The organism is Tardiphaga sp. 285_C5_N1_2 (assembly GCF_052076065.1).
Lineage (GTDB): Bacteria > Pseudomonadota > Alphaproteobacteria > Rhizobiales > Xanthobacteraceae > Tardiphaga > Tardiphaga robiniae.
In genome coordinates, this window is record NZ_CP197241.1 from 4,725,971 (window position 1) to 4,749,732 (window position 23,762).

The window sequence follows — 23,762 nt, forward strand, 5'->3', positions numbered from 1 at the left end:
CCCGATCATCGGGTGAGCACGTTGCCGTTCAGCGTATCGAAGGTGGTGCCGCCGCTCTTGCGCGCATTGTTCGCTTCCGGCAGCGATGCCGACGAGCCCAGCACGTCGCTCAGACGCGGCGCTGCCACCGGGCCGCCACCACCGCCGCCCCGTTGCTGCTGCGCGACGCTGCACACCTTCTGCCGCATGCCTTCGGTGTTCTTGTGGCCGGTCTTCATCTGTTCGCCGACATTGGGCGGAATGCCGCACTTCTGCGCATTCGCCTCGATGTATTTGATCATCTTAACTTCGGTCTGCGAGAAAGAGGTGATCAGCTTGCAGGCCTCGTCCGGAGGCGCGCGACGCTCGCTCGCAGCCTTGATGGCAGCGCCCTTCTTTTCGGCGTCCTGACGCAGGGGCAGAAAGCCCTTCATGCAATCTTCGCCGCCGGGCGGGCCCGCCTGCTGCTGCGGAGGAGCGCCGAAGCCGCCACCACCGATCGGCGCAGCGCCATTGGAGGGAAACGCGCTGGGCGCAGCCGCCGCACCATTGACCGGCGGAAATGGCGATGCGCTGGCAGGCGCACCATTCACCGGCGGGAACGGCGACGAACTCGCAGGCGCAGCCGAGCTGTTGCCCGGCAGCGGCGCGGGAAACGCGCCCTGGGCATGAACTTCGATAGCCTGCATGGCGAACACGGCCATGGACAGCGGCACAATCAAACGACGGATGATCACAGATATTCCTCCGGCAGCTCAGTGCCCCGATTGATCGGGGGCGAAGCCCATCCTGATTCAGGACTTTCTACGATTCCTGCCAAGCCTTAACAACCCACCAACAGCACGCGGATTCGGGCGGCAGCACGGCGCAAACCCGCGTTCTCGCATGATAATTCGTCGCAGTTGGGCTAAAGCTCGCCCTCTGAATGGAACATGAACGATGCCGCAAGCCGATTTCCGCAGTCCCCGCCTGTTTGTCGATGCGCCTTTTGCAGCCGATACGACCATTTCGCTCGATCGCAACCAGAGCAACTACCTCGGCAATGTGCTGCGGCTCGGCGCCGGGGCCTCGGTGCTGGTGTTCAACGGCAAAGACGGCGAATGGCAGGCCGCCATTTCCGGCGGCAAGCGGGCAGACCGCCTGACCCTGCTGACCCAGACCCGGCCGCAGGATACCCTGCCCGACGTGACCTATGTATTCGCGCCGCTGAAACACGCCCGGCTCGACTACATGGTCCAGAAGGCCATCGAAATGGGCTCCGCGGCGCTGCAGCCGGTCATGACCCGGTTCACACAGGCTAGCCGGGTCAATACCGAGCGGATGCGCGCCAATGTGGTCGAGGCGGCCGAACAATGCGGAATCCTGAGCGTGGCCAGCGTCGCCGAACCACTGAGCCTGCCCAAATATCTCGACCAGCGGGATGCCAAACGGCTGCTGATCTTCTGCGACGAGGCCGCTGAAGTGACCGATCCCATGGCCGCGCTGGCCGGCGCCCGGACGGCCGCCTCCGCCGGAATCGACGTCTTGATCGGCCCGGAAGGCGGCTTTGCCGAGGAAGAACGGGCCCTTCTGCTGAAACAGGTCTATATTCTCCGGCTGGCGTTGGGCCCGCGGATCATGCGGGCCGATACAGCGGCGGTGGCTGCGCTGGCGCTGGTGCAGACTGCTCTTGGTGACTGGAATGGTAACCAAGTAGGCAAATAGCCCGCTGCCATGACCCGACATTAAGGCCACCGGGTGATGGTGGTCGAAACGTCGCAACCGCCATGCTATGGGCTGCGCCAACGACCACTCTGTTGAGATTGCTGGACTTCGAGATGACCAAACCCGCCGCCCCTCGCGCGACCGGATCCGCCGCCTGGGCGGATGCGCTGCTGTTGTCGTTTGCCGAGGCCGGCTACGCCCATGCCGAGCCGGCGATCCTGCAGCCGGCCGATCCGTTCCTCGATATGTCCGGCGAAGACATCCGCAAGAGCCTGTATCTGACGACCGACGCATCGGGCGAAGAGCTGTGCCTGCGGCCGGATCTCACGATCCCCGTGGCGCGCGACTATCTCGCCTCATCGCAGGCGGGCCAGCCCGCGGGCTTCAGCTATCTCGGCCCGGTGTTCCGCTATCGGCAGGGCACGCCCAGCGAATTCCAGCAAGCCGGGATCGAATCCTTCGGCCGTCAGGACCGCGCCGCCGCCGATGCCGAAATGCTGGCGCTCGGCCTCGAGGCGACGGCCGCCTTTGGCCTCAGCGATATCGAAATCCGCACCGGCGACGTCGCACTGTTCGCGGCGCTGATCGAGGCGCTCGACCTCTATCCGGTATGGAAGCGCCGGCTAATGAAGGATTTCAACCGCAAGGTCAGCCTGACCCACGATCTCGACCGGCTGACCCTCGCGGAGTCGCCGGTCCGCAACGAATACGAAGGCGTACTCGCCGCGCTCGCGGGCTCCGACCGCAAGGCAGCGCTGGCACTGGTCACCGACCTGATGTCGATCGCCGGCGCCACCAATGTCGGCGGCCGTTCGGTGGCAGAAATCGCCGATCGCTTCCTCGAACAGTCGACGCTGAAAGGCGGCGCATTGCCGCGCGATGCGCTGGTGCTGATCAAGCGCTTCCTCGCGATATCAGGCGATCCCGACGATGCCCTGCAGCAACTGCGCAAGCTCGCCTCCGACGCCAAACTCAACATCACGGCCGCCATCGACGAATTTGAAAGCCGCATCGGCTTCATGGCGGCGCGCGGTATCGATACCACCAAGACGCGTTTCTCGACGTCCTTCGGCCGCGGCGTCGACTACTACACCGGCTTCGAATTCGAACTGCACCGCAAGGGCAATGGCACCGAGCCGCTGGTCGCCGGCGGCCGTTATGACGGACTGCTGACGCAGCTCGGCTCCGCTACGCCGATCCCTGCGGTCGGCTTCTCGATCTGGATCGAAGCCCTCACTCAGAACGCGTCCTCGGCGCTGGTTTCCGGGAGCGCGTCATGACCGCACCATTCGTCCTTGCCGTTCCCTCCAAGGGCCGGCTGCAGGAAAACGCCGAAGCCTTCTTCACCCGCGCCGGTCTGACGTTGGCGAAGCCGGGCGGCGTGCGCGATTACCGCGGCACCATTGCCGGATTCGACAATGTCGAAATCGCCTATCTCTCGGCCAGCGAGATCGCCTCGAACCTGGCGCGCGGCGCCGTGCATCTCGGCATCACCGGCGAAGATCTGCTGCGCGAAAGCATTCCCGACGCCGACAAAAAGGTCGCTTTGATCGATGGCCTCGGCTTTGGCAGCGCCAATGTGGTCGTTGCCGTGCCGCAGGCCTGGATCGACGTCCGCACCATGGCCGATCTCGATGACGTCACCACCGGCTTCCGCGCGCAGCACAATCGCCGCATGCGCGTCGCCACGAAGTATATCAACCTGACGCGCAACTTCTTCGCGTCTCACGGCGTGGTCGACTATCGCATCGTCGAAAGCGCCGGCGCCACCGAGGGCGCACCGGCCACCGGCACGGCTGAACTGATCGTCGACATCACCACCACCGGCGCGACCCTCGTCGCCAACGGCCTCAAGGTACTCGATGACGGCGTCATCCTGCGCAGCCAGGCCAATCTCGTCGCCTCGCGCGCCGCCGACTGGTCGGCGCAGTCTCTGGAAACTGCGCGCATCATTCTCGACCACATTGCCGCGCGCGCCCGCGCCAGCAAATACAAGGAAGTGCGCACCCGCTTCGCCGGCTGCAATCAGGCGCTCCTCACCGAGGCACACAACCGCTTCGGCGTGGTGTCGCCGTTCGGCGGCCCGACCTCGTCGGGCATGATCACGCTGCACTGCCCGCCGGCGCAGCTTTACGCGCTGAGCAGCTTCCTGCGGGCCAACGGCGCAGATACCGTCTCGGTCGCCTCGCTCGACTATGTGATGGATCGCGAGAATCCGCTGTTCGCCAAACTTGAGGCGTTCTTGCGGCAGTAACGCACAGCGCGGCGTTTCGCCTTGCTGGCGGACGCACTGGCTGATTACCATATGATTCATGAACGTATTTTGGATATCGGAATCTGATCGATGATGCTGGGCAGCGACGTATCGAGCCTGTCGACCGATGCCGCGACCGCCGCGGCACAAGGCCTGTCGATCGTTGTGCCTGTCTACAACGAGGCGCCCGGCCTTGCTTTGTTTCATGACCGGCTGGCGACGCTTGCGACGACACTGAAAGAACGCCACGGCCTCGCCTGCGAGGTCGTCTATATCGATGACGGCAGCGCCGATGGCACGCTGGCGGTTGCGCGCAGCCTGCAAGCTACGTCGCTCGACGTTCAGGTCGTGTCACTGTCGCGCAATTTCGGCAAGGAAGCCGCGCTGATGGCGGGGCTCGACCATGTCACCAAGGGCGCGGTTCTGTTCATGGATGGCGACGGCCAGCATCCGCCGTCACTGGTCGAACAGCTGGTGCGTCACTGGATCGTCGAAGGTTATGATGTCGTCTATACCGCCAAAGCCCATCGCGACAACGAATCCTTCCTGCGCCGCCAGGCCGTGCGCGGCTTCTATGCGCTGATCAACTGGGGCGCGCGGCAGAAGATCCCCGAAGATGCCGGCGACTTCCGTTTGCTGTCACCGCGTGCGGCTGCGGCGCTGCGCCAGTTGCCGGAGCGCAACCGATTCTTCAAGGGACTGGCGACCTGGATCGGCTTCCGCCAGCTCCGCGTCGACTACGAACCGGCGGCACGCGAACATGGCGTGACCTCGTTCAATCCGAAGCAGTTGATCGGCCTGTCTATCGAGGGCCTGACCTCGTTCTCGGTGGCGCCGCTGCGTTTCGCCAGCCTGCTCGGTCTGCTGCTCGCCTTCGGCGCGTTCCTGTTCGGCCTGTCGATCTTGTGGGAGACATGGGTCTCCGGCAAGTCGGTACCGGGCTATCCATCGCTGGTCGTCGGCCTGATGACGCTCGGCGGCGTGCAGCTGATCATGATCGGCGTGCTCGGCGAATATATCGGCAAGATCCTGTCCGAACTGAAGGCGCGGCCGATCTATTTCGTCGCCGAACACAGCGTGAAGCGTAACGCGACCGATAGCACGGCGCAAACCACCGACCGGACCGCCGCCGAATGACCGGTGCAGCCCTGCGCCGCATCACACTCTGCGCCGACGATTACGGCATCAGCCCCGGCGTCAATCAGGGCATCCGCGAACTCATTGCGCTTGGACGCCTCAACGCCACATCCGTGATGGTGGTCGGTCCTGCGATTTCGCGCGATGACGTCAGTGCGTTGCAGGACGCCGTCGCCAAGAACCCGAACTGCGAGATCGGGCTACACGCGACGCTGACCGCCCCGTTTCATCCGCTGACGATGCACTACCGGCCGCTGCTCGATGAACTGTTTCTGCCGCTCGGCAGAATGCTGCGCTTCAGCCTGTTGCGAAAACTCGATCGCGAGGCGATCGAAACCGAGCTGACGACGCAGATCGCGAAGTTTGTGGCCCTGTTCGGGCGCGCCCCCGACTATGTCGACGGGCACCAGCACGTGCAGACGTTCCCGCAGGTGCGCGATGCGCTCCTCGCCGCAGTGAAGAAAAATGCGCCGACGGCCTGGGTCCGCCAATCCGGCCGTGTGCTGCAGTTAGGCCAACGCCTCGATAATCCGAAGGCGCTGCTGCTCGACACGCTCAGCGCCACGTTCCGCCGACGTGCGACACGCGCCGGCGTGACGTTCAATCCGGGATTCGCCGGCGCCTATGACTTCACCAGGCAAGCCGACTTCGGTGTGCTGATGGCCGGTTTCCTCAACGACCTCCCGGATGGCGGACTGGTGATGTGCCACCCGGGTCATGTCGATGAGATCCTGATCGACCTCGACCCGTTCACCGACCAGCGCGAGCGCGAATATCAATATCTGGCAAGCGATGCCTTCGTGCAGTTGCTGGCGGCAAACAACGTGACGCTGGCGCGCTAGTCGGCAAACTGTCCGCTCGCCTTGATGATCGGCGCCCAGCGATCGACCTCGCTGTCGAGCTGCTTCTTCAATGCCTGCGGCGTCGCCTGATCCTGCGGCACCGGATCGGTATTGATGTCGTTGAAGCGCTTGATCAGCTCGGGATCGCGCAACGAATCCTGCAGCACCTTCGCCAGTTTCTGCACGATATCGTCAGGAGTTCCCTTCGGCGCGTAGATGCCATGCCAGGCGCCGGCCTCGAAACCCTTCAGGCCGGCCTCGTCGGCCGTGGGGAGATCCGGCATCGACGACAGGCGTGTCTTGGTGGTGATGGCATAGCTCTTCACCAGCTTGGCTGCGATCGGGCCGGTGGTGTTGGTGGTCTGGTCACAAGTGAGATCGATCTGGCCCGCGATCAGGTCATTCATCACCGGGCCGTTGCCCTTGTAGGGCACCGACAGGATCTGCTTGTCGATGGCATTCATGAACATCAGGCCGCAGAGCTGCGAGGCGGCGCCAAGACCCGCATTGCCGAAGGTCATCTTGTCGCCGTTGGCCTTGATATAGGTGATCAGCTCGGCGAGCGTGTTCGGCGGCAGGTTCGGCCTGGAGATGATGGTCATCGGCGCATTGGTGACGAGGCCGATCGGCGCGAAGGCGGTCTTGGTGTCGTAAGGCAGCTTGCGATACAGCGTTGCCGCCGTGGAAATGCCGATGTGATGGATCAGGATCGTGTAGCCGTCCGGCTCGGCACGGGCTGCGCGGGCCGCCGCGATGGTGCCGCCGGCGCCTGTGGCGTTTTCGATGATGATGGTCTGGCCGAGCAATTTTGACATGGTCGCCGCGGTGACGCGCGCGACGGTGTCGGTGGCACCGCCGGCCGCGAACGGCACCAGCATGGTGATTGGCCTGTTGGGATAGCCCTGTGCGAAGGCAGCGGAGCTTGCCAGCGTAATCGCAAACGCAAGTGTAGCTGTGACTTTCATGAGATCCTCCCTGAATATTGTTTTGATTATTGAAAGCGAACGCCCCGGTGAGGCCGGGGCGTTCGGAAATCGCGTCAGACGTTCGAACTATGAATCGCGTCCACCACGGCGTCGGTCACTTCTTTCGTCGTGGCCTTGCCGCCGACATCCGGCGTGATGATGCCGGCTTCGCAGACCTTCTCCACCGCACGCATCAACCGCGCCGAGGCATCGGGTTCGCCAAGGTGATCGAGCATCTGCGCTGCGGTCCAGAAGCTGGCCACGGGATTGGCGATGCCCTTGCCGGTGATGTCGAAAGCCGAGCCGTGGATCGGTTCGAACATCGAAGGGAAGCGGCGCTCCGGGTCGATATTCGCCGTCGGCGCGACACCGAGGCTACCGGCCAGTGCGCCGGCGAGGTCGGAGAGAATGTCGGCGTGAAGATTGGTGGCGACGATGGTGTCGAGGCTCTGCGGCTTCAGCGTCATACGCACGGTCATGGCGTCGACCAGCATCTTGTCCCAGGTGACGTCGGGGAAATCTTTCGACACTTCGTCGGCGATCTCGTCCCACATCACCATGCCGTGGCGCTGGGCATTCGACTTGGTGACCACGGTGAGCAGCTTGCGCGGGCGTGACTGCGCGAGCTTGAACGCGTAGCGCATGATCCTGACCACGCCGACGCGCGTGAACACCGACACTTCGGTGCCGACTTCCTCCGGCAGCCCGCGATGCACGCGGCCGCCGCAGCCGGCATATTCGCCTTCGGAATTCTCGCGCACGATCACCCAGTCGAGATCGCCGGTTTCGACACCGCGCAGTGGCGAGGTGATGCCGGGCAGGATCTTGGTCGGGCGCACATTGGCGTATTGATCGAAACCCTGGCAGATCGGAAGCCGCAGGCCCCATAGCGTGATGTGGTCGGGGACATCGGGCGCGCCCACCGCACCGAAATAGATGGCATCGAATTTCTTGAGTTTGGGCAGACCGTCGGCCGGCATCATCACGCCGTGCTTGCGGTAATAGGCCGACCCCCAGTCGAAGGTCTCGACATTGAAGGTGACGTCACCGACGCGCTTCTGCAGCGCTTCCAGCACACGGGTGCCGGCGGCTATGACTTCGGGACCGATCCCGTCGGCCGGGATGGCCGCGATGGAATATTCGCGCATGGTGAGGTCTCTGCTGGGTTGAACTGGCTCTCCCTACCCTGCAGGCGAGCTACGCCGGGCTCAATCGCGGTTGTTTATACAAATAAATGATATAATAACTCCCGAGGCGGCCGAAGGGCGCCATCGGGAGGCTTGATGGATCTGCACCAGTTGCGCTGCTTCGTAACGGCGGCGGATGAATTGCATTTCGGCCGCGCGGCGCAGCGGCTCGAGATGATGCCATCGGCACTCGGCCGCTACATCCGCCTCCTCGAGGACGATCTCGGCACACGCCTACTGACGCGCACGACGCGCAGCGTTGCCCTCACCGATGACGGCGTCGAGTTTCTGAAACAGGCACGCGACCTGCTCGCCCGCGCGGATCAGATCGCGTCGTCCTTCCGCGCACGCGTGCGGGCCCGTGCAGCCACGATCCGGGTCGGCGCAATCGACAGCGCCGCCGCCGGGCTTCTGCCGGCGCTGCTGCACGACCTTCGCGAACGCGCCCCTGACCTTGCCATCAAGCTGGATGAGGACAAGACGATCCGGCTGCTGCCGCGCCTGCTGTCGGGCCGGCTCGATCTCGCTTTTGTCCGGCCGCCCGAGAGTGCCGACAAGCGGCTGGAATTCATGTTTCTGTTTCACGAGACAGCCGTCGTGGCTGTCTCCGAGCGCCATCCGCTGGCATCGCGCACGCATCTGACGATCGCCGATATCGCCGACGAGCCGCTGATCGTGCCGGAGCGACGGTCGCGGCCGCATAGTCATGACCTGACGATGAAGCTGTTTGCGGAATCCGGGCTGCAGGCCAATGTCGTGCAGATCGCTGACGAGAAGCAGACCATCGTCAATCTCGTTGCCGCCGAAATCGGGCTGGCGATCGTGCCGCGCTGGACGTCTCGCATGCCCGCACGCGGCGTGCGCTATATGCCGCTCGGCATGGCGGCAATGAACCGGCTTCCGCTCGCCGCAGCCTGGGTCAGAGGGACCCGCGATCCGGCACGGGATCAGATTCTCGACATGCTGAAGGCCAATCTGGCGCGCTACGCGCTGGAAGCATGACAAGAGGAAGCACGACAAGGCTTGCCGGTCGTTTTGTCGCATAACTAAATTTAATCCAGGCGGCACTTATTGCGACACAAAGCGTCACTACATCTCCAGCGCGCAAAGCAAGCGCGCTTTGAAGACAGAGGACGCCATGACACCGCAAGAACGCCAACTGGTTGACGATCTCTTTGACCGGCTCAGCAAGGTCGAAGGCGCGCCACGCGATCCGGACGCACTCGACGCCATTGCGCAGGGCCAGCGCCGCGCACCCAATGCGCTATATGCGCTGGTGCAGACCGTATTGCTGCAGGACGAAGCGCTGAAGCGCGCCCATGAGCGCATCCAGCAACTGGAAGGCAACGGCGCCCCCGAACAGGCTGCTCAGGGCGGTTTCCTCGATTCGATGCGGGACGCCCTGTTCGGTCAGGGTCAAAACCCGAACCAGCCGCGCGGCTCCGTGCCGAGCGTTCGCCCGCCCGAGCCGAGCCGTCCTGCCTGGAACACCGGACAGGTCATCGGCCAGCCACAACCGCAGGGCGGCGATGGTCAGGGCGGATACGGCCAAGGTCAGGCGCCGGGACAGTTCGGCCAGCAACAACCGCAAGCCGGTGGCGGCGGCTCATTCCTGGGTACAGCGGCGGCGGCAGCAGCCGGCGTGGTCGGCGGCTCGTTATTGCTCGGCAGCATCCGTTCGATGATGGGCGGCAGCCACCAGCAAGGTTTTGGCGACGCCGCCAATGCCAGCGAGAGCAAGAGCCCATGGAGCTCCGGTTCGGATTCGTCCGGCGGCAACCTTGGCAATCAGGCCGGCGTCAATGATATCGGTTCGTCCAGCGGCTCCCGCGCCGGATCCTTCGATCAGGCGCAGGCCGATGCCGATCAGGACCAGGATCAAGACCAGGACGACGGCGATTACGACGCCATGGACATGGACTCCGACGACAGCGATTTGGCCTGATCGTTTAGACCAGCAACACAAAAACGGCCGCTCTCACGAGCGGCCGTTTTCATGTGACGGGAGACCAATCAGATCACGACGACCCGGGCTCCGACGCCGACGCGGCCATAGAGATCGATGACGTCCTCGTTGCGCATGCGGATGCAGCCTGAGGAAACATTGGTGCCGATCGTCCATGGCTCGTTGGAGCCGTGAATACGATACAGGGTCGAACCGAGATACATCGCGCGCGCACCGAGCGGATTCTCCGGACCGCCTTCCATGTAACGCGGCAGGTCAGGACGGCGCGCCAGCATTTCCTTCGGCGGCGTCCACGACGGCCATTCCTTCTTCGCCGTGATCGTCTTTACGCCGGACCAGGTGAAGCCCGGCCGGCCGACGCCGATGCCATAGCGCATCGCCTTGCCGCCACCCTGTACCAGGAACAGGAACTTGTTCGGCGTATCGACGACGATGGTGCCGGCGCTTTCGCTGCCCTGATACTCGACCATCTGCGGCTGATACTTGGGATCGAGCGCGGGGCGTGCGGCATCTGCCGTCTCTTCCTGCTGATAGACGCGCTGTTGCGGATCCATCGGCGGCAGCAGCGAACGCCGCTGCTCGTAAGAGTAGTCCGGCTGTTGCTGATAACGCTGGCCCTGCTGCGCCGGACCGTCGCTGAACAGAAACTCGATGAAGCCGCCGCCCATGCGCGAGCGTTCGGCATAGGCCGTGCGCTGCATCGGGCGCTGCGGCTGCTGCGCATACACCACCGGAGGCTCGGCGAATTGCGCCGCGGCTTCCACCGCAAGCGCCTGATGCGATCCAGCCGCGATGAAAGATGCGCTGGCAAGAAGCGTGAGAGAGAATTTTTTGAACATCGACGTACTCTGCACTGTTTCGTCGTGCGCGTTCTCACCTGAGAAGCGCTTTGCACACTCCGACTTAAGGTTAAAATCGCCTCGGTTTGGTAAACACAATCGCCGTTTGGATTCACCACGTCGTCAAACGGCGCAGTTCTATTTGGTAGCGTTTATTTTGAATGAACGTGAAAGCCCCATGGTTAACTAACAGTTTGCGCAGCGATTATCGGCTATCGGTGCGATGTTCCCGCGTGAACTTCACGTTAAACTCATGGGTATACGAATGGGGGATTGATTGAACGTTGGGGGACCTGATGTCTGTTCGTCGCAAGCGATTTCGCATTGAAGAAGTTTTCGGTACTGCACCTATGCCCAATGAAGTGGTGGGCAGCAGCGAGCCGATGCCAATGCATCGCGAAATCATGGCTGAGCTCCGCGCGATCCGCGCGCAGATGGGAGCGCCGGCCCGCAACGCCGTGACAGATCAGGTCGGTGCCGCCGCCGATCAGCAGGTTGCGGAAGCGCAGGCGCTGCTGGCAACCTACCGCGCTCAGATCGAGCAGTGCGAAAAGCTGAAGATCGAACTCGATCTGATCCACGACGCCATTACCCGTACCAAGATGGAAATCGCAGTTCTTCACGGCAAGAGCTTCGAAGGCGACGAAATGGCGAAGGTCAACGGTGAACTCGGCGCCGTCGTCGGCGGCACCGAAGAAGCCACGCAGCAGATTCTCGCCGCAGCCGAAGCCATCGATAATGCATCGACAGCGCTCGGCAAGGTGACCTCACCCGATCAGCAGAAGCAGATGCTAGAAGAGATCGGCGATAACGTCGTCGCGATCTTCGAAGCCTGTAACTTCCAGGACCTCACCGGCCAGCGCATCAGCAAGGTGATGACCACGATGAAGTTCATCGAAAACCGCATTACTGCGATGATGGACATCTGGGGTGGCGTCGATGAGATCAAGGCGCATGCGCCGGCCAAGGTCGATGACCGCAGCGAAGACGACAAGCTGCTCAACGGCCCGAAGCTGGACGGCGACGTCGGCCACGCTTCGCAGGACGATATCGACGCGCTGTTCGGCTAACGCCGGAACCTGCGCGCAAGGTTAGAAACGACTTAACGCCGGGCCGCAACGCCCGGCGTTTTTATCATCACGAAGCAGACCAGTACGATCAACGCTCCCGCCGTCCCGAGCAGCAGTACAGTGCGGTCCGACAGCGTCTCGATCGCGGATGCCACCACGAACGGTGCAAAGGCCTGCACGAACAAGGCAGGCCGCGCGATGCGGCCGATGACGCGGCCATACCCGACCGGACCGAACATCAGCAGCGGCAGCGCGCCGCGCGCGATGGTCATGACGCCATTGGCGGCGCCGAAAGCAACCGCGAACAGCGCCGCGAGCGGAAATGAAATCCCGGCCAATGCCAGCATCGCGAAGGCCGACACCACCAGCACCACCGCCCCGCGCGCGATCCACAGCGGATGGGTGCGTCCCGCCAGCATGAAGTCTGCCAGCCGCGATGCCACCTGCGCCGGTCCGAACATCGCACCGATGGTCACCGCCGTTGCGGCACTGAGCCCGCCGCGCTCCAGCAGCGCCAGCAGGTTCGACGTCACGCCCGACAGAATGAAGCTATAAAGCGAAAAAGCCGCCGCCAGCAGGATGAACGGCCAGCCTTCCGGGCGCAGGGTTGCTTGCTGGGGGACGACAACGGCGTCCACAACGGGCAGAGGCGCGACGGCGACGTGGCGCGGCAATGCAAAAGCATGAAGCGGCGCAACAACGAAGGCGAAAATCGCTGCGAAGGTCAGATACGTCCCGCGCCAGCCGACAGCCTCAAGCAGAAGATGGGTCGCCGGCCAGCCAACCGTCGAGGCGAAGCCGCCTGCAAAGGTCACGAAGGTGATCTGCCGCCGCGCCGAGGCACCGAAGATACGCGTCAGCGTGGCGAAGGCGGGATCGTAGAGCGACGCAGACATTGCAGCGCCGAGCAACAGCCAGCAGGCCAGATAGGTCGCGGGATGGTCGGCGACTGAAAATAGCGCGAGACCCAAGGCACCGGCCAACGCACCCGATGCCATGACGACATTGCCGCCGTGGCGGTCGATCAATCCACCAACCACCGGCGACAGCAGTCCCGATACGATCAGCCCCAGCGAAAAGCCCGCCATGCCGAAGGCCAGCGACCAACCATGCGCCGCCGTGACATGCGGCATGGTCAGCACCGGTGGATAGATCAGGATGCCCCAGGTCAGGATCTGGGTGAATGCCAGCACGAGGACCGCGCGGCCCGGTCCGAAAACGAGGTCGCGCAATCGGTGCATGGGCTCACGTCTTCAAGGGAGTGGCGGGATCCGCCTTACGCCTCAGGTCAGGCCTTGTCAGGTCAGGCCTTGGGTGCGCAACGGACATAGACCATGTTGCCGTAGCGAACCGCAGCGTCCTTGTCGATGAAGCGCGTGACGAGAATCCGGCCGTCGAAGGAGACGATCTCGCGATCCTTCTCGCCACCGGCGGGACCGGGCGGGCCGATATAGTTCTTGCCGCTCGGCGAGCCCTTGAGGCGCAGTTCCTGCGGCGTCGCCTCGTCGGCGAGATGCATGATGACGCCGCCGGTGGCGCCCTGGCCGATGATATAGGGCTGCTTGCACTGGCCGCGCGCGGCATTCTCGGTGCGAACGCGATCATTGGGATTCATGTAAGACGCCAGACCCCAGCGGCCGACGAGTTCTTCCGAGCGGATCGAGGCTGGCAGTTCCGGCACCGGCGGGGGCTCCTGCGGCGGTGTCGGCTGCGAGTTCCCAAAGCTGAACCCGCCCAATCCACCAGACGTGCCGCACCCGCCCAATGACAGCGCCAAAGTTGAAACGATCGCCAGATGGGCAACCGTGCGGGCGTAGCGTGACCTGATCATATTATCCCCTAGAGCAAATTCCCCGGCTGCCCGTCCCGGCAGCCAAGCGCAAAACACCTGACGGCGCAATGAGGTCGGCAGAATTACGCCGACTCTCCATTATGGTTTCCAGATCATCCTATATTGGCCTCACCAAGGCCTTAAGGCCTCGCTTGACTCAAAAAGCGTCTGGCCATATTTCCCGGACGCTCAATTAGCACTCCCGGAGCGCGATTGCTAAGGGAATGAGCCGGCCGCCCCCGAGCGTTCCGGCTGGATTCCCGCCCGCCTCCGAGATGGCAACGAAATCGCAAACCCTAAAGGGACACTCCCATGGCCAAGACCAAATTCCGCCCGCTGCACGACCGCGTCGTCGTCAAGCGCATCGTCGCCGACGAGAAGACCAAGGGCGGCATCATCATCCCGGACAGCGCCAAGGAAAAGCCGTCTGAAGGCGAAGTCGTCGGCGTGGGCCCCGGTGGCCGCGACGAAGCCGGCAAGCTGATCCCGATCGACATCAAGGTCGGCGACAAGGTTCTGTTCGGCAAGTGGTCGGGCACCGAGATCAAACTCGACGGCGAAGAACTCCTCATCATGAAGGAGTCGGACATCATGGGCGTGATCGCTTAAGCGACTCGCTTCAGCCTCCCTACACGCCGTCATCACCGGGCTTGTCCCGGTGATCCACGTCTAGGCCGCAAGCTCGGCAAGGCGTGGATGACCGGGACAAGCCCGGCCATGACGGAGCTTTAAACTTCCCAAATTGGAGCACCATCAACATGGCAGCCAAAGACGTTAAATTCTCCGGAGACGCGCGCGATCGCATGCTGCGCGGCGTCGACATTCTCGCCAACGCCGTCAAGGTCACGCTCGGTCCGAAGGGCCGCAATGTCGTGATCGAGAAGTCGTTCGGCGCTCCGCGCATCACCAAGGACGGCGTCACCGTCGCCAAGGAGATCGAGCTCGAGGACAAGTTCGAGAACATGGGCGCGCAGATGCTGCGCGAAGTCGCCTCGAAGACCAACGACACCGCAGGCGACGGCACCACCACCGCCACCGTGCTGGCCCAGGCCATCGTCCGTGAAGGCGCCAAGTCGGTTGCTGCCGGCATGAACCCGATGGACCTCAAGCGCGGCATCGATATCGCCGTCGCCGCCGTCATCAAGGACATCACCAAGCGCGCCAAGCCGGTTGCGTCTTCGGCTGAAGTCGCTCAGGTCGGCACCATCTCCGCCAACGGCGACGCCGCCATCGGCAAGATGATCGCCCAGGCAATGCAGAAGGTCGGCAACGAAGGCGTCATCACGGTTGAAGAGAACAAGTCGCTCGAGACCGAAGTCGACATCGTCGAGGGCATGAAGTTCGATCGCGGCTACCTGTCGCCCTACTTCGTCACCAATGCCGAGAAGATGACCGCCGAGCTCGAGGACGTGTACGTCCTGCTCGTCGAGAAGAAGATCTCCAGCCTGCAGGCCATGCTGCCGGTGCTCGAAGCCGTTGTGCAGTCGGGCAAGCCGTTGCTGATCATTGCTGAAGACGTCGAAGGCGAAGCCCTCGCCACCCTCGTCGTCAACCGCCTGCGCGGCGGCCTCAAGGTTGCTGCCGTCAAGGCACCGGGCTTCGGCGATCGCCGCAAGGCGATGCTGGAAGACCTCGCCATCCTGACCGGCGGTCAGCTCGTCTCGGAAGATCTCGGCATGAAGCTGGAAAGCGTCACGCTCGCCATGCTCGGCCGCGCCAAGAAGGTCGTGATCGACAAGGAAAACACCACCGTCGTCAACGGCGCTGGCAAGAAGCCGGCCATTGAGGCTCGCGTCAACCAGATCAAGGCGCAGATCGAGGAGACCACCTCGGACTACGACCGTGAGAAGCTGCAGGAGCGTCTGGCCAAGCTGGCTGGCGGCGTTGCCGTCATCCGCGTCGGCGGCGCGACCGAAGTCGAAGTGAAGGAAAAGAAGGATCGCGTGGATGACGCGCTGAACGCCACCCGCGCGGCCGTTCAGGAAGGCATCGTCCCCGGTGGCGGTACTGCGCTTCTGCGCGCCAAGAAGGCCGTCGGCCGTCTCACCAACGAGAACGCCGATGTGCAGGCCGGTATCAACATCGTGCTGAAGGCGCTGGAAGCTCCGATCCGCCAGATCGCCGAAAACGCCGGCGTTGAAGGTTCGATCGTGGTCGGCAAGATCCTGGACGAGAAGTCCGAGACCTTCGGCTTCGACGCGCAGACCGAAACCTATGTCGACATGGTCGCCAAGGGCATCATCGATCCGGCCAAGGTGGTGCGTACTGCACTGCAGGACGCCGCCTCGGTTGCCGGCCTGCTGGTCACCACCGAAGCCATGGTCGCCGAACTGCCGAAGGAAGCTGCACCGGCGATGCCGGGCGGTGGCGGCGGTATGGGTGGCATGGGCGGAATGGGAGGCATGGGCTTCTAAGCCATGCTTTCACGCTCAACTGCATTGTGATCGAAGGCCGCCTCCGGGCGGCCTTCTTTTTTGCCCTGATACAATGCGCCCGCGACTTATGGCCTTTCGCCTTGGTCGCGGTTCTGATTCAATCCCGTGATTAATCTCGCATGGGCGGAATCAGATAAATCCGCCCGGAGACACGTCGATAACGTCCAGGGACTTTTGAAATGCGCGCGCTTCATCTTTGTCTGCTCGGCCTTACGGTCACCGCCTCGGTTGGGACCGTCCACCACGCCTTCGCGCAGGTGAAAGCCGCGCCGAAGAGCCAGCCGGCAAGCCCCGAGACGCGCTATTTCACCTCGATCGACGGCGTCATGAACGGCAATGCCGACGTCATCCTGCGCGAGACGCGGCAGGGCAAGAACGTCACCGCCGCGACGCTTGATGTCTGCTATCCCGCCGAGAAAGGCAGCGACCGCAAGGATCGCTTCGTCGCCAATCTCACGGTCAGCGGGTCGACGCTGACCGGCGCAACGCAGACCCAGGTCGACAAGCTGCCGGTGACCATCAAGCTGAACCGCCGGCCGACCGGCGACACGTTCGAATTCAAGGGACAGATCTCGGTAGGTCAGACCAACAACAACGTGACGTCCTCGGACAATTCCGATCAGAGCGAGAAGGAATTCCAGGACAACCAGTCCACCGACGACAATATCGCGCCCGCGCCGAAGGATTTCACCGAAGTCTCGCCAGAAGCCATCGCGGTGAAGATCAAGCTCGAAGCCGCACTCGATTTCGTCCGCACGCTGCGCGGGCAGAATGTCGAAGTCGCGTTGAACAGCCTGGCCGTATCGTGCGATGCACTGCGCGCCGGCGAGCAGGTCATCAGCCTCGCCATCGACCCGGAACGCGCCGCGGCGTTCGTCGCCAAAACCAAGACCTATCCCGGCGTCGTCAATGTCGGCTGGACCACGGGCGCTATCGACATGGATCGTACCGTGCGCTTTGCAGCCGCCGACTGGCGCGATGGTGACAAGATCAATCGCGACAAGGTTGCGACCACGCTGGCGAATGTGCTCGCCAGAACCATGTCGGGCAAACCTGCCGCCGCGTCATGGGACGATGAGACCGGAAAGCTCAAGCTGACCTTCAAGCGCCCGAGTCAGGTTCTGCCCGCGCTCGAATTGACGGAGACGGTCGAGGTCAACGCGATCATCGCTCCCGACAAGCCCGGCACGACGGATAAGCTGATCCTGTGGGTCAGCACGCCGTCAGTAACAACCGCGGATGAGAACTCGGGCGCGAAGCTGGCTCTCGCGGATTCGCCGACCGCCGATGAAGAGAGCGATCCGCGCGATGACAACGGCGCGGTTGCAGCTGTCGCGGCGGAGTTCAAGGCACAGCGTTGGGATGCAGATAATTCGAACTGGAAGTGAGTGACAGCATTCTGCTCAGCCGTCGTTAGCAACGCCGAAGCGTAGGATAGGTAGAGCGCCTTCGCGAAACCCTTCAACCAAAATCGTCGAAAGCGATGGGTTTCGCTGCGCTCTACCCATCCTACGCGAGCTGCTCTAGTTCGTATTCAACCTGAACCTGAGCGACTTCGGCCCGACGAACGTCACTGCATCACCGCGCCGCTGCCAGTTGGTGGCCGCGCCGAGATCGGCGAGCAACTGATCGTCCATCGCGGCCTGTGCGTCCGAGCAACTGCGGTTCTCCATCGCGCCGGCGACGAAGACGACGGTGTTGCCAGCGACCGAGAACTGCCCCTTGCCGCCCTTGCACCACAACTCCACCCGCGCCTCGCCGGCCTCGCCGATTTCCAGATTGGGAATCCGCTTCGAGCCGGGCTGACGCTGTGCATCCAGAGTCATTTCCATGCCGAATGGAAACTCTTCGGCGGCATGCGCAGGGACGGCAATCAGAAACGCAGCGCCGGCAAGAGCGGCCCGCAGCAAAGTGGTCATGGCAGTCATATGAATTCTCGGCGTGATGGGATCGGCGACAATGGCCGCGGTTCTACGCGCGGCCGCGACGGTTGACCAGAACCGTCGGGAAACAATATGGCGCGACAACGAAAAATCCCCGCGGCCTTGCAGCCGCGGGGATTCGTCATTGATTCCTTGCGTGCGCCCTACGGCGCCAGGACCATCAGCGTGAACGGATAGACATAGGCCTGCAGCATCACGAACAGGCCGACCATGCAGGCCAGCACGATCGAGTGCCAGAACACGAAGCGCAGGATAGTGCCCTCATGCCCGAACCAGTTGGTTGCGGTGGACGCCACAACGATCGATTGCGCGTCGATCATCTTGCCCATCACGCCACCGGACGAGTTCGCCGCGCTCATCAGGATCGGCGACAGACCGAGCTGTTCGGACGTGATCCTCTGCAGGTTGCCAAACAGCACGTTCGATGCGGTGTCCGAACCGGTGAGCGCCACACCGAGCCAGCCAAGCAGTGTTCCGAAGAACGGGTACAGCACGCCGGTGGCAGCGAAAGCCAGACCGAGCGTCGCGTCGACACCCGACAAGCGCGTGAGCGTGCCGATGGCCAGCATCGCCGAGATGGTGATCAGCGAGTAGGCGCAGATCTTGATGGTGCGGCCATATTCCACAATCATCTTCGCAGGCGAGAAGCCCATGATGAAGCCGGAGATGATCGCAGCCAGCAACATGCCGCTGCCGGTATAGGAAACGTAAGTGAACGCGAACACCGCGCCTTCCGGCGTTGGCTTGGCGGCCACCGGCGGCACCTTGTTGATCATGTTGTGCAGTTCAGGCACTGGAAAATTCCAGGAGAAGATCGGGTTGACGATCCCCTTGAACCAGTTGGTGCCCCAGACCAGCAGGATGACGCAGAGGATGATCCATGGCGTCAGCGCGCTCCAGACCTGAGCCGAGGTCAGCTTCTCCGTGCTCATCGGTTTCACCGGCGGCACGGTGGACGCGGAATCGTCGTGCTGGCGCAGCGCGGCCGAGGTCCAGATCGTCTTGGGCTGCCAGACCTTCAGGAACAGGATCAACGCGCCCATCGAGATCAGCGAGGCGCCGATGTCGACGATCCACGGATTGATGAAGTTCGAGATCACGAATTGCGGGATCGCGAAGGAGAGTGCGGTAACGAGGATGGCAGGCCAGACTTCCTTCATGCCCTTCCAGCCGGCAAAGGCCCAGACCACCCAGAACGGCACGATCATGGAGAAGATCGGAAGCTGGCGACCGACCATCGCGCCCAGGATGAAGGGGTCGAAGCCGGTGACGGTGGCGAGGCCCTGGATCGGCGTGCCGAGCGCGCCATAGGCAACAGGCGCGGTATTCGCGATCAGCGACAGGCCGGACGCAGCCAGCGGCGAGAAGCCGAGGCCGATCAGCACGGCGCCGGTGACGGCCACCGGCGTACCGAAGCCCGACGCGCCTTCGAAGAATGCGCCGAACGAAAACGCGATCAGCAGGATCTGCAGGCGGCGGTCATTAGTGACGCCGCCGATAGCGCGCTGCAGCACCTCGAAGCGGCCGCTATCCACCGTGAGGCGATACATGAAGATGACGTTGAGGACGATCCAGCCGATCGGGAAGAAACCGGTCACGACGCCGAGCGCCGATGCGCGAAGCGACATATTGGCGGGCATCGTGAATGCGTAGATCGCCACAAGATTGGCGAGCACCAGCGCGATGATCGCAGCGATATGCGCCTTGACCTTGTTGGTGGCGATCAGCACCAGCAGGACGACCACCGGTATCGCGGCCACAAGCGTCGAGATCGTCGAGCTATTGAATGGATTGTAGACCTGATTCCACATGGCCGTTTTCCCCCTTTATATTATTGCAGCGGCGCGATCGTTATCGATCGGCAAATTGCTGATTGTTCACTTGCGAGGGCATCCACGATCGGTCAAAGCCGATAGCGCCCATAGGCTACGCGAATGCGAGGCCCCCATGCCTCGCTTTTCGTCATGCTAGGGTGAATCACAGTTTCGCGACAAGGTGCCGCAGGCCATCAAACCAGCTACTTTAGTCTAAACGCTGGAATTCATTTTTGATCTTAAGGGCTTAGAGCCCTCCTCCCGGAGACGACCTGTGAATAACATCCGCTCCACGCTCGCGACCGTCTGGCGGATCGCGGTTCCTTATTTTCGTTCCGAGGACAAATGGGCGGGACTCGGCCTCCTCACGGCGGTGATCGCCATCGAGCTGGCGGTGGTTGGTCTCAGCGTTTTGTTCAATCGCTGGAACAACACCTTCTACAACGCACTGCAGGACAGAAACCTCGACGTCTTCACCTATCAGCTCGCTTACTTCAGCGTGCTTGCCGCGATCAACATCGCACTCAAGGTCTATCAGCTCTACCTCAACCAGTGGCTCCAGATCCGCTGGCGGCGCTGGATGACCGAGCGCTATCTCGGCAACTGGCTCGCCGACGCCAACCACTATCGCATGCAGCTGCAGGGCGACGCTGCCGACAACCCGGATCAGCGCATCGCCGAAGACGTGAAGCTGTTCGTGGAGAAGACGCTCGACATCGGCATCGGCCTGCTGAGTTCGGTCGTCACACTGTTCTCCTTCGTGATCATCCTGTGGGGCCTGTCCGACGCTGCGCCGCTGCATGTGTTCGGTCGGGATATCCCGATCCCCGGCTATCTCGTTTGGGGTGCGCTAGTTTATGCCGTCATCGGCACTGCGCTGACCCACTATATCGGTGCACCGTTGATGGCACTGAATTTCCAGCAGCAGCGTTATGAAGCGGACTTCCGCTTCAATCTGGTGCGTGCGCGCGAAAATGCCGAGCAGATCGCTCTCCTGCGCGGCGAGCCGGTCGAGCGCCAGCGACTCTCGACCCGCTTCCAGCTGGTCGTCGGCAACTGGATCGACATCATGCGCCGCACCAAGAAGCTGACATCCTTCACGGTCAGCTATCAGCAGATCGCGATCATCCTGCCCTATGTTCTGGTCGCGCCAGCCTATTTTGCGGAGAAGGTCCAGCTCGGCGCCGTGATGCAGACTGCGGATGCGTTCGGCACCGTGCAGGGTGCGCTTTCATTCTTCGTCACGGCCTATCGGACACTGGCGGAATGGCAGTCCGGCGTGATGCGCCTTGATGGCTTCGAGACAGCCATTGCCAACGTACAGGCGCTGACGACCAAGGCCGATATCGTTCACGCCACTGAGACCGACACCAGTGACATCGCACTGAGCGATCTGACGCTCACCCTCCCCAACGGCGCTCCCATGGTGCAGACGCCGGGCTTCAGCTTCCGCCGCGGGGAACGCACGCTGTTTACGGGCCCATCGGGCTCCGGAAAATCCACGCTGTTTCGCGCCATCGCCGGCATCTGGCCGTTCGGCAAGGGCAAGATCTCGATCCCCGCGGATGCGGCGATCATGATGCTGCCGCAGCGGCCGTATTTTCCGGTCGGTACATTGCAGGATGCGGTGGCCTATCCTGCCGGGACCGACGCGTTCAGCCCACAGGAGGTCGCCGATGCCGTCAGGTCCGTGGGTCTGCCCGCGCTGGCGACCCGGCTTGACGAAGATGGTCACTGGAATCGCATGCTGTCGCTCGGTGAACAGCAGCGCCTCGGCGTTGCCCGCGCGCTGCTGCAAAAGCCGCAATACCTCTTCCTTGACGAGGCTACTGCGTCGCTCGACGAGCCCTCGGAAGAAGCACTTTATCGGCTGCTCGAAGACAAGCTGCCTGGCACGACCATCGTGTCGATCGGCCACCGCAACACGCTCGATGACTTGCATCAGCGCAAGGTGTCGCTAACGCGGTCCGGCGATCACTTCGCGCTGGGAGATGCAAAGGCCAGGACGGAAACCGCCTGAGGCGTGACACGCCCCCGCTAAAGCCAGTGCCGCGGCCAGTCGCGGCCTGCCGCATAGCGATGCCAGACAAACGTGAAGCTCGCGAGCAGCAGCGCGCCGACCAGCACCGGCGCGAGCAGGAACGTCCACGGTAGGGCGTGAGACACGACAAGCAACGGATTGATCCCGGCAGGCGGGTGGAATGTGCCGGTGACATACATCGCCAGCACGGCGAGTCCGACTGCCATGGCGGCGGCCCAGTCATGGGGGCCGGTCAGCTTGAGCACCGCGAGCCCTACCAGCGTCGCGACGATGTGTCCGCCGACCAGCGCGCGCGGCTGCGCGGGCTCGGCTTCGGGTGAGCCGATCACGAGGACGATCGAGGTCGCAAAGGGGATGATGACCAGCGGATAATGCGCAACGGCCGAGAAGAACTCCATCACACCGATGGCGATCCCCGCCCCAAGCCCGGCAACGGCACCAGCCAGCGCATTGCGATGATTGTTGCGACGGATCGTCTTCGCTGCGCGCCGCAACCAATCCCGATTCATGGAAGCTCTATCCCAAAAGAAAAGGGGCGGCAGATTGCTCTGCCGCCCCTTCGATCTCAGTCGAAGTCGATTACTTCAGGTTGGTCATCGCGGTCAGGTCAGCCGACAGCTTGACGATGCCGGTGGCACCGCACCAGCTCGAGCCAGCGCCCGACGGGTTGATCGCGGTGAAGTTGGTGCCGGCGGCAGGAGCCGTGAAGTCCGAAGTGAAGGCGTTGCAATCACCCTTGGACAGGTTGGTGTCCGAGTAGCGCAGGTCAAGCGTGAAGACCTTGTAGGTGAAGCCGATGCCGATGTTCCAGGTGTTGTAGTCGGCGTACTTGATGCCGTTCGGGAAGGCGACGGTACCGTAGAAGGAATCCGAAGTGCCGAGCCACTGGCGACCGAACTCGCCCGAAACGTAGGAGCCGATGCCGGTCGAACCGAACCAGGTCGACGGCGCGATCACCTTACCGGTGATCGAAGCATAGGTACCTTCGGCGCCGGTGTTCAGGAAGTTCGGCGAGTAGAACGCGTTGCCGCCCAGCGAGAAGTAGTCGTTGAAGGTGTAGTTGAGCTTGGCATAGCCTTCGTAGAAGCTTGCGTTCTTCTTGGCGACGCTGCCGTTGGGCAGCGCGACAGCGGAGAGATCGCCACCGCAGAAGGCGGGGGTGTTGAAGCACTGGCCGCCCGGATAGCCGTAATAGAAGAAGCCGAAGTCGAACGCTGCTGCGCCCCAGGTCGGGCGGATACCGAAGTAGCCATCGAGTTCCATCGACGCGCGGTTCGGGAAGGCGATGCTCTCACCGGAGACACCAGCGTAGATCTGGACGTCCTTGGTGATGTTGTAGCGCGGCTCGAAATAAGCTGCGACCGAACCCTTGTTGCCGTTCGACTGGGTGATACCGCGGAACACGTAGTTGCTCATGACGGCGGCGCCGAAAGCGATGTCCCAAGGATCGTAGGCCGCCACGATCGGCGGCGCCTTCTTGTACATCTTCGCGCCCAGATCGGCTGCGGAAGCCGAGCTCATCCCCATGGCGAGCACCGCAGCAGAGGCGACAACAATTTTCTTCATGACATTCCCCATCACTTTTGAAACCAGAGGCAGTTCCGTGTCCGAAAGACGGCGAGACCGCGAAATTCATCGACTGAACGCAACTTTGAGGCGCAAAGCCGCAGTGGTGAAGGAAAAAAAACGAGCAAGTGCCGCCTAAATAGGCGTTCTGACGTTTCCGTGAGAGGTTGTGGCGCGGTGTTGCAAAAG

At 62.7% G+C, this 23,762-nt stretch carries 22 protein-coding genes; 12 read left to right on the top strand and 10 right to left on the bottom strand.

The window, feature by feature from the left end:
- Window positions 1–5: 5 nt before the first annotated feature.
- On the bottom strand, window positions 6–716 hold the full coding sequence (locus AB7951_RS22370) for a hypothetical protein (RefSeq protein WP_374725691.1): 711 nt from the start codon (window positions 714–716) through the stop codon (window positions 6–8).
- A gap of 202 nt (window positions 717–918) precedes the next feature.
- On the opposite strand from AB7951_RS22370, the gene AB7951_RS22375 reads away from it, so the two are divergent.
- The 5 genes from AB7951_RS22375 to AB7951_RS22395 all read left to right on the top strand — a co-directional run bounded on the left by AB7951_RS22375 (window position 919) and on the right by AB7951_RS22395 (window position 5,916).
- Window positions 919–1,683, top strand: a complete 765-nt coding sequence (locus AB7951_RS22375; RefSeq protein WP_441256043.1) for a 16S rRNA (uracil(1498)-N(3))-methyltransferase — start codon at window positions 919–921, stop codon at window positions 1,681–1,683.
- Between the two features lie 113 nt (window positions 1,684–1,796).
- Window positions 1,797–2,963, top strand: a complete 1,167-nt coding sequence (locus tag AB7951_RS22380) for an ATP phosphoribosyltransferase regulatory subunit (protein WP_439062300.1) — start codon at window positions 1,797–1,799, stop codon at window positions 2,961–2,963.
- Complete coding sequence (hisG, locus tag AB7951_RS22385; RefSeq protein ID WP_068733618.1) at window positions 2,960–3,937, top strand: ATP phosphoribosyltransferase; 978 nt, start codon at window positions 2,960–2,962, stop codon at window positions 3,935–3,937. The genes AB7951_RS22380 and hisG overlap by 4 nt, the downstream gene beginning before the upstream one ends.
- 93 nt (window positions 3,938–4,030) lie before the next feature.
- Window positions 4,031–5,074, top strand: coding sequence for a glycosyltransferase family 2 protein (locus AB7951_RS22390; RefSeq protein ID WP_309947980.1), 1,044 nt, complete (start codon window positions 4,031–4,033; stop codon window positions 5,072–5,074).
- Window positions 5,071–5,916, top strand: a complete 846-nt coding sequence (locus AB7951_RS22395; RefSeq protein ID WP_439062299.1) for a ChbG/HpnK family deacetylase — start codon at window positions 5,071–5,073, stop codon at window positions 5,914–5,916. The genes AB7951_RS22390 and AB7951_RS22395 overlap by 4 nt, the downstream gene beginning before the upstream one ends.
- Here the strand turns inward: AB7951_RS22395 and AB7951_RS22400 are convergent.
- Together AB7951_RS22400 and AB7951_RS22405 are read right to left on the bottom strand one after the other, a co-directional pair.
- Complete coding sequence (locus tag AB7951_RS22400) at window positions 5,913–6,881, bottom strand: tripartite tricarboxylate transporter substrate-binding protein (protein WP_184513709.1); 969 nt, start codon at window positions 6,879–6,881, stop codon at window positions 5,913–5,915. The two genes, AB7951_RS22395 and AB7951_RS22400, sit on opposite strands and share 4 nt — an antisense overlap.
- A 74-nt stretch (window positions 6,882–6,955) precedes the next feature.
- Window positions 6,956–8,029, bottom strand: a complete 1,074-nt coding sequence (locus tag AB7951_RS22405; protein WP_115034037.1) for a tartrate dehydrogenase — start codon at window positions 8,027–8,029, stop codon at window positions 6,956–6,958.
- Between the two features lie 135 nt (window positions 8,030–8,164).
- On the opposite strand from AB7951_RS22405, the gene AB7951_RS22410 reads away from it, so the two are divergent.
- The gene (locus AB7951_RS22410) at window positions 8,165–9,070 is read left to right on the top strand and encodes a LysR family transcriptional regulator (RefSeq protein WP_184513707.1); all 906 of its coding nucleotides are present in this window, start codon (window positions 8,165–8,167) and stop codon (window positions 9,068–9,070) included.
- 136 nt (window positions 9,071–9,206) lie between these two features.
- Window positions 9,207–10,013, top strand: coding sequence for a DUF2076 domain-containing protein (locus AB7951_RS22415; protein ID WP_439062297.1), 807 nt, complete (start codon window positions 9,207–9,209; stop codon window positions 10,011–10,013).
- 68 nt (window positions 10,014–10,081) lie between these two features.
- Here AB7951_RS22415 and AB7951_RS22420 read toward each other — a convergent pair whose 3' ends face one another.
- Window positions 10,082–10,873, bottom strand: a complete 792-nt coding sequence (locus AB7951_RS22420; protein WP_309947159.1) for a L,D-transpeptidase — start codon at window positions 10,871–10,873, stop codon at window positions 10,082–10,084.
- A 296-nt stretch (window positions 10,874–11,169) separates the two neighbouring features.
- On the opposite strand from AB7951_RS22420, the gene AB7951_RS22425 reads away from it, so the two are divergent.
- Window positions 11,170–11,943, top strand: a complete 774-nt coding sequence (locus AB7951_RS22425; RefSeq protein WP_089261924.1) for a protein phosphatase CheZ — start codon at window positions 11,170–11,172, stop codon at window positions 11,941–11,943.
- A 32-nt stretch (window positions 11,944–11,975) separates the two neighbouring features.
- Here AB7951_RS22425 and AB7951_RS22430 read toward each other — a convergent pair whose 3' ends face one another.
- Both AB7951_RS22430 and AB7951_RS22435 read right to left on the bottom strand, forming a co-directional pair.
- A complete protein-coding gene (locus AB7951_RS22430) occupies window positions 11,976–13,184 on the bottom strand; it encodes an MFS transporter (protein ID WP_439062296.1) in 1,209 nt (402 codons plus the stop codon).
- A gap of 62 nt (window positions 13,185–13,246) precedes the next feature.
- Window positions 13,247–13,774 (bottom strand): hypothetical protein, encoded by a 528-nt coding sequence (locus AB7951_RS22435; RefSeq protein ID WP_439062295.1) that lies wholly within the window; start codon window positions 13,772–13,774, stop codon window positions 13,247–13,249.
- Between the two features lie 312 nt (window positions 13,775–14,086).
- On the opposite strand from AB7951_RS22435, the gene AB7951_RS22440 reads away from it, so the two are divergent.
- The 3 genes from AB7951_RS22440 to AB7951_RS22450 all read left to right on the top strand — a co-directional run bounded on the left by AB7951_RS22440 (window position 14,087) and on the right by AB7951_RS22450 (window position 17,597).
- Entirely contained in the window at window positions 14,087–14,383 is a 297-nt protein-coding gene (locus AB7951_RS22440) for a co-chaperone GroES (RefSeq protein WP_089261928.1), read from the top strand.
- A gap of 149 nt (window positions 14,384–14,532) precedes the next feature.
- Complete coding sequence (gene groL / locus AB7951_RS22445) at window positions 14,533–16,188, top strand: chaperonin GroEL (protein WP_068733597.1); 1,656 nt, start codon at window positions 14,533–14,535, stop codon at window positions 16,186–16,188.
- Window positions 16,189–16,388: 200 nt separating this feature from the next.
- Entirely contained in the window at window positions 16,389–17,597 is a 1,209-nt protein-coding gene (locus tag AB7951_RS22450; RefSeq protein WP_439062294.1) for a hypothetical protein, read from the top strand.
- Window positions 17,598–17,732: 135 nt separating this feature from the next.
- On the opposite strand, the gene AB7951_RS22455 is transcribed toward AB7951_RS22450, so the two are convergent.
- Window positions 17,733–18,128, bottom strand: a complete 396-nt coding sequence (locus AB7951_RS22455; RefSeq protein ID WP_439062707.1) for an META domain-containing protein — start codon at window positions 18,126–18,128, stop codon at window positions 17,733–17,735.
- Window positions 18,129–18,295: 167 nt separating this feature from the next.
- Entirely contained in the window at window positions 18,296–19,963 is a 1,668-nt protein-coding gene (locus tag AB7951_RS22460; protein WP_089261934.1) for an L-lactate permease, read from the bottom strand.
- 277 nt (window positions 19,964–20,240) lie between these two features.
- Between AB7951_RS22460 and AB7951_RS22465 the strand changes: the two genes are divergently transcribed.
- Window positions 20,241–21,986: an ABC transporter ATP-binding protein/permease gene (locus tag AB7951_RS22465; protein WP_309947152.1), complete on the top strand. Its 1,746-nt coding sequence runs from the start codon at window positions 20,241–20,243 to the stop codon at window positions 21,984–21,986.
- A gap of 17 nt (window positions 21,987–22,003) precedes the next feature.
- Here the strand turns inward: AB7951_RS22465 and AB7951_RS22470 are convergent, their stop codons facing one another.
- A complete protein-coding gene (locus AB7951_RS22470) occupies window positions 22,004–22,516 on the bottom strand; it encodes an HPP family protein (protein WP_309947150.1) in 513 nt (170 codons plus the stop codon).
- A gap of 70 nt (window positions 22,517–22,586) precedes the next feature.
- Window positions 22,587–23,573 (bottom strand): TorF family putative porin, encoded by a 987-nt coding sequence (locus AB7951_RS22475; RefSeq protein WP_089261939.1) that lies wholly within the window; start codon window positions 23,571–23,573, stop codon window positions 22,587–22,589.
- Window positions 23,574–23,762 lie beyond the last annotated feature (189 nt).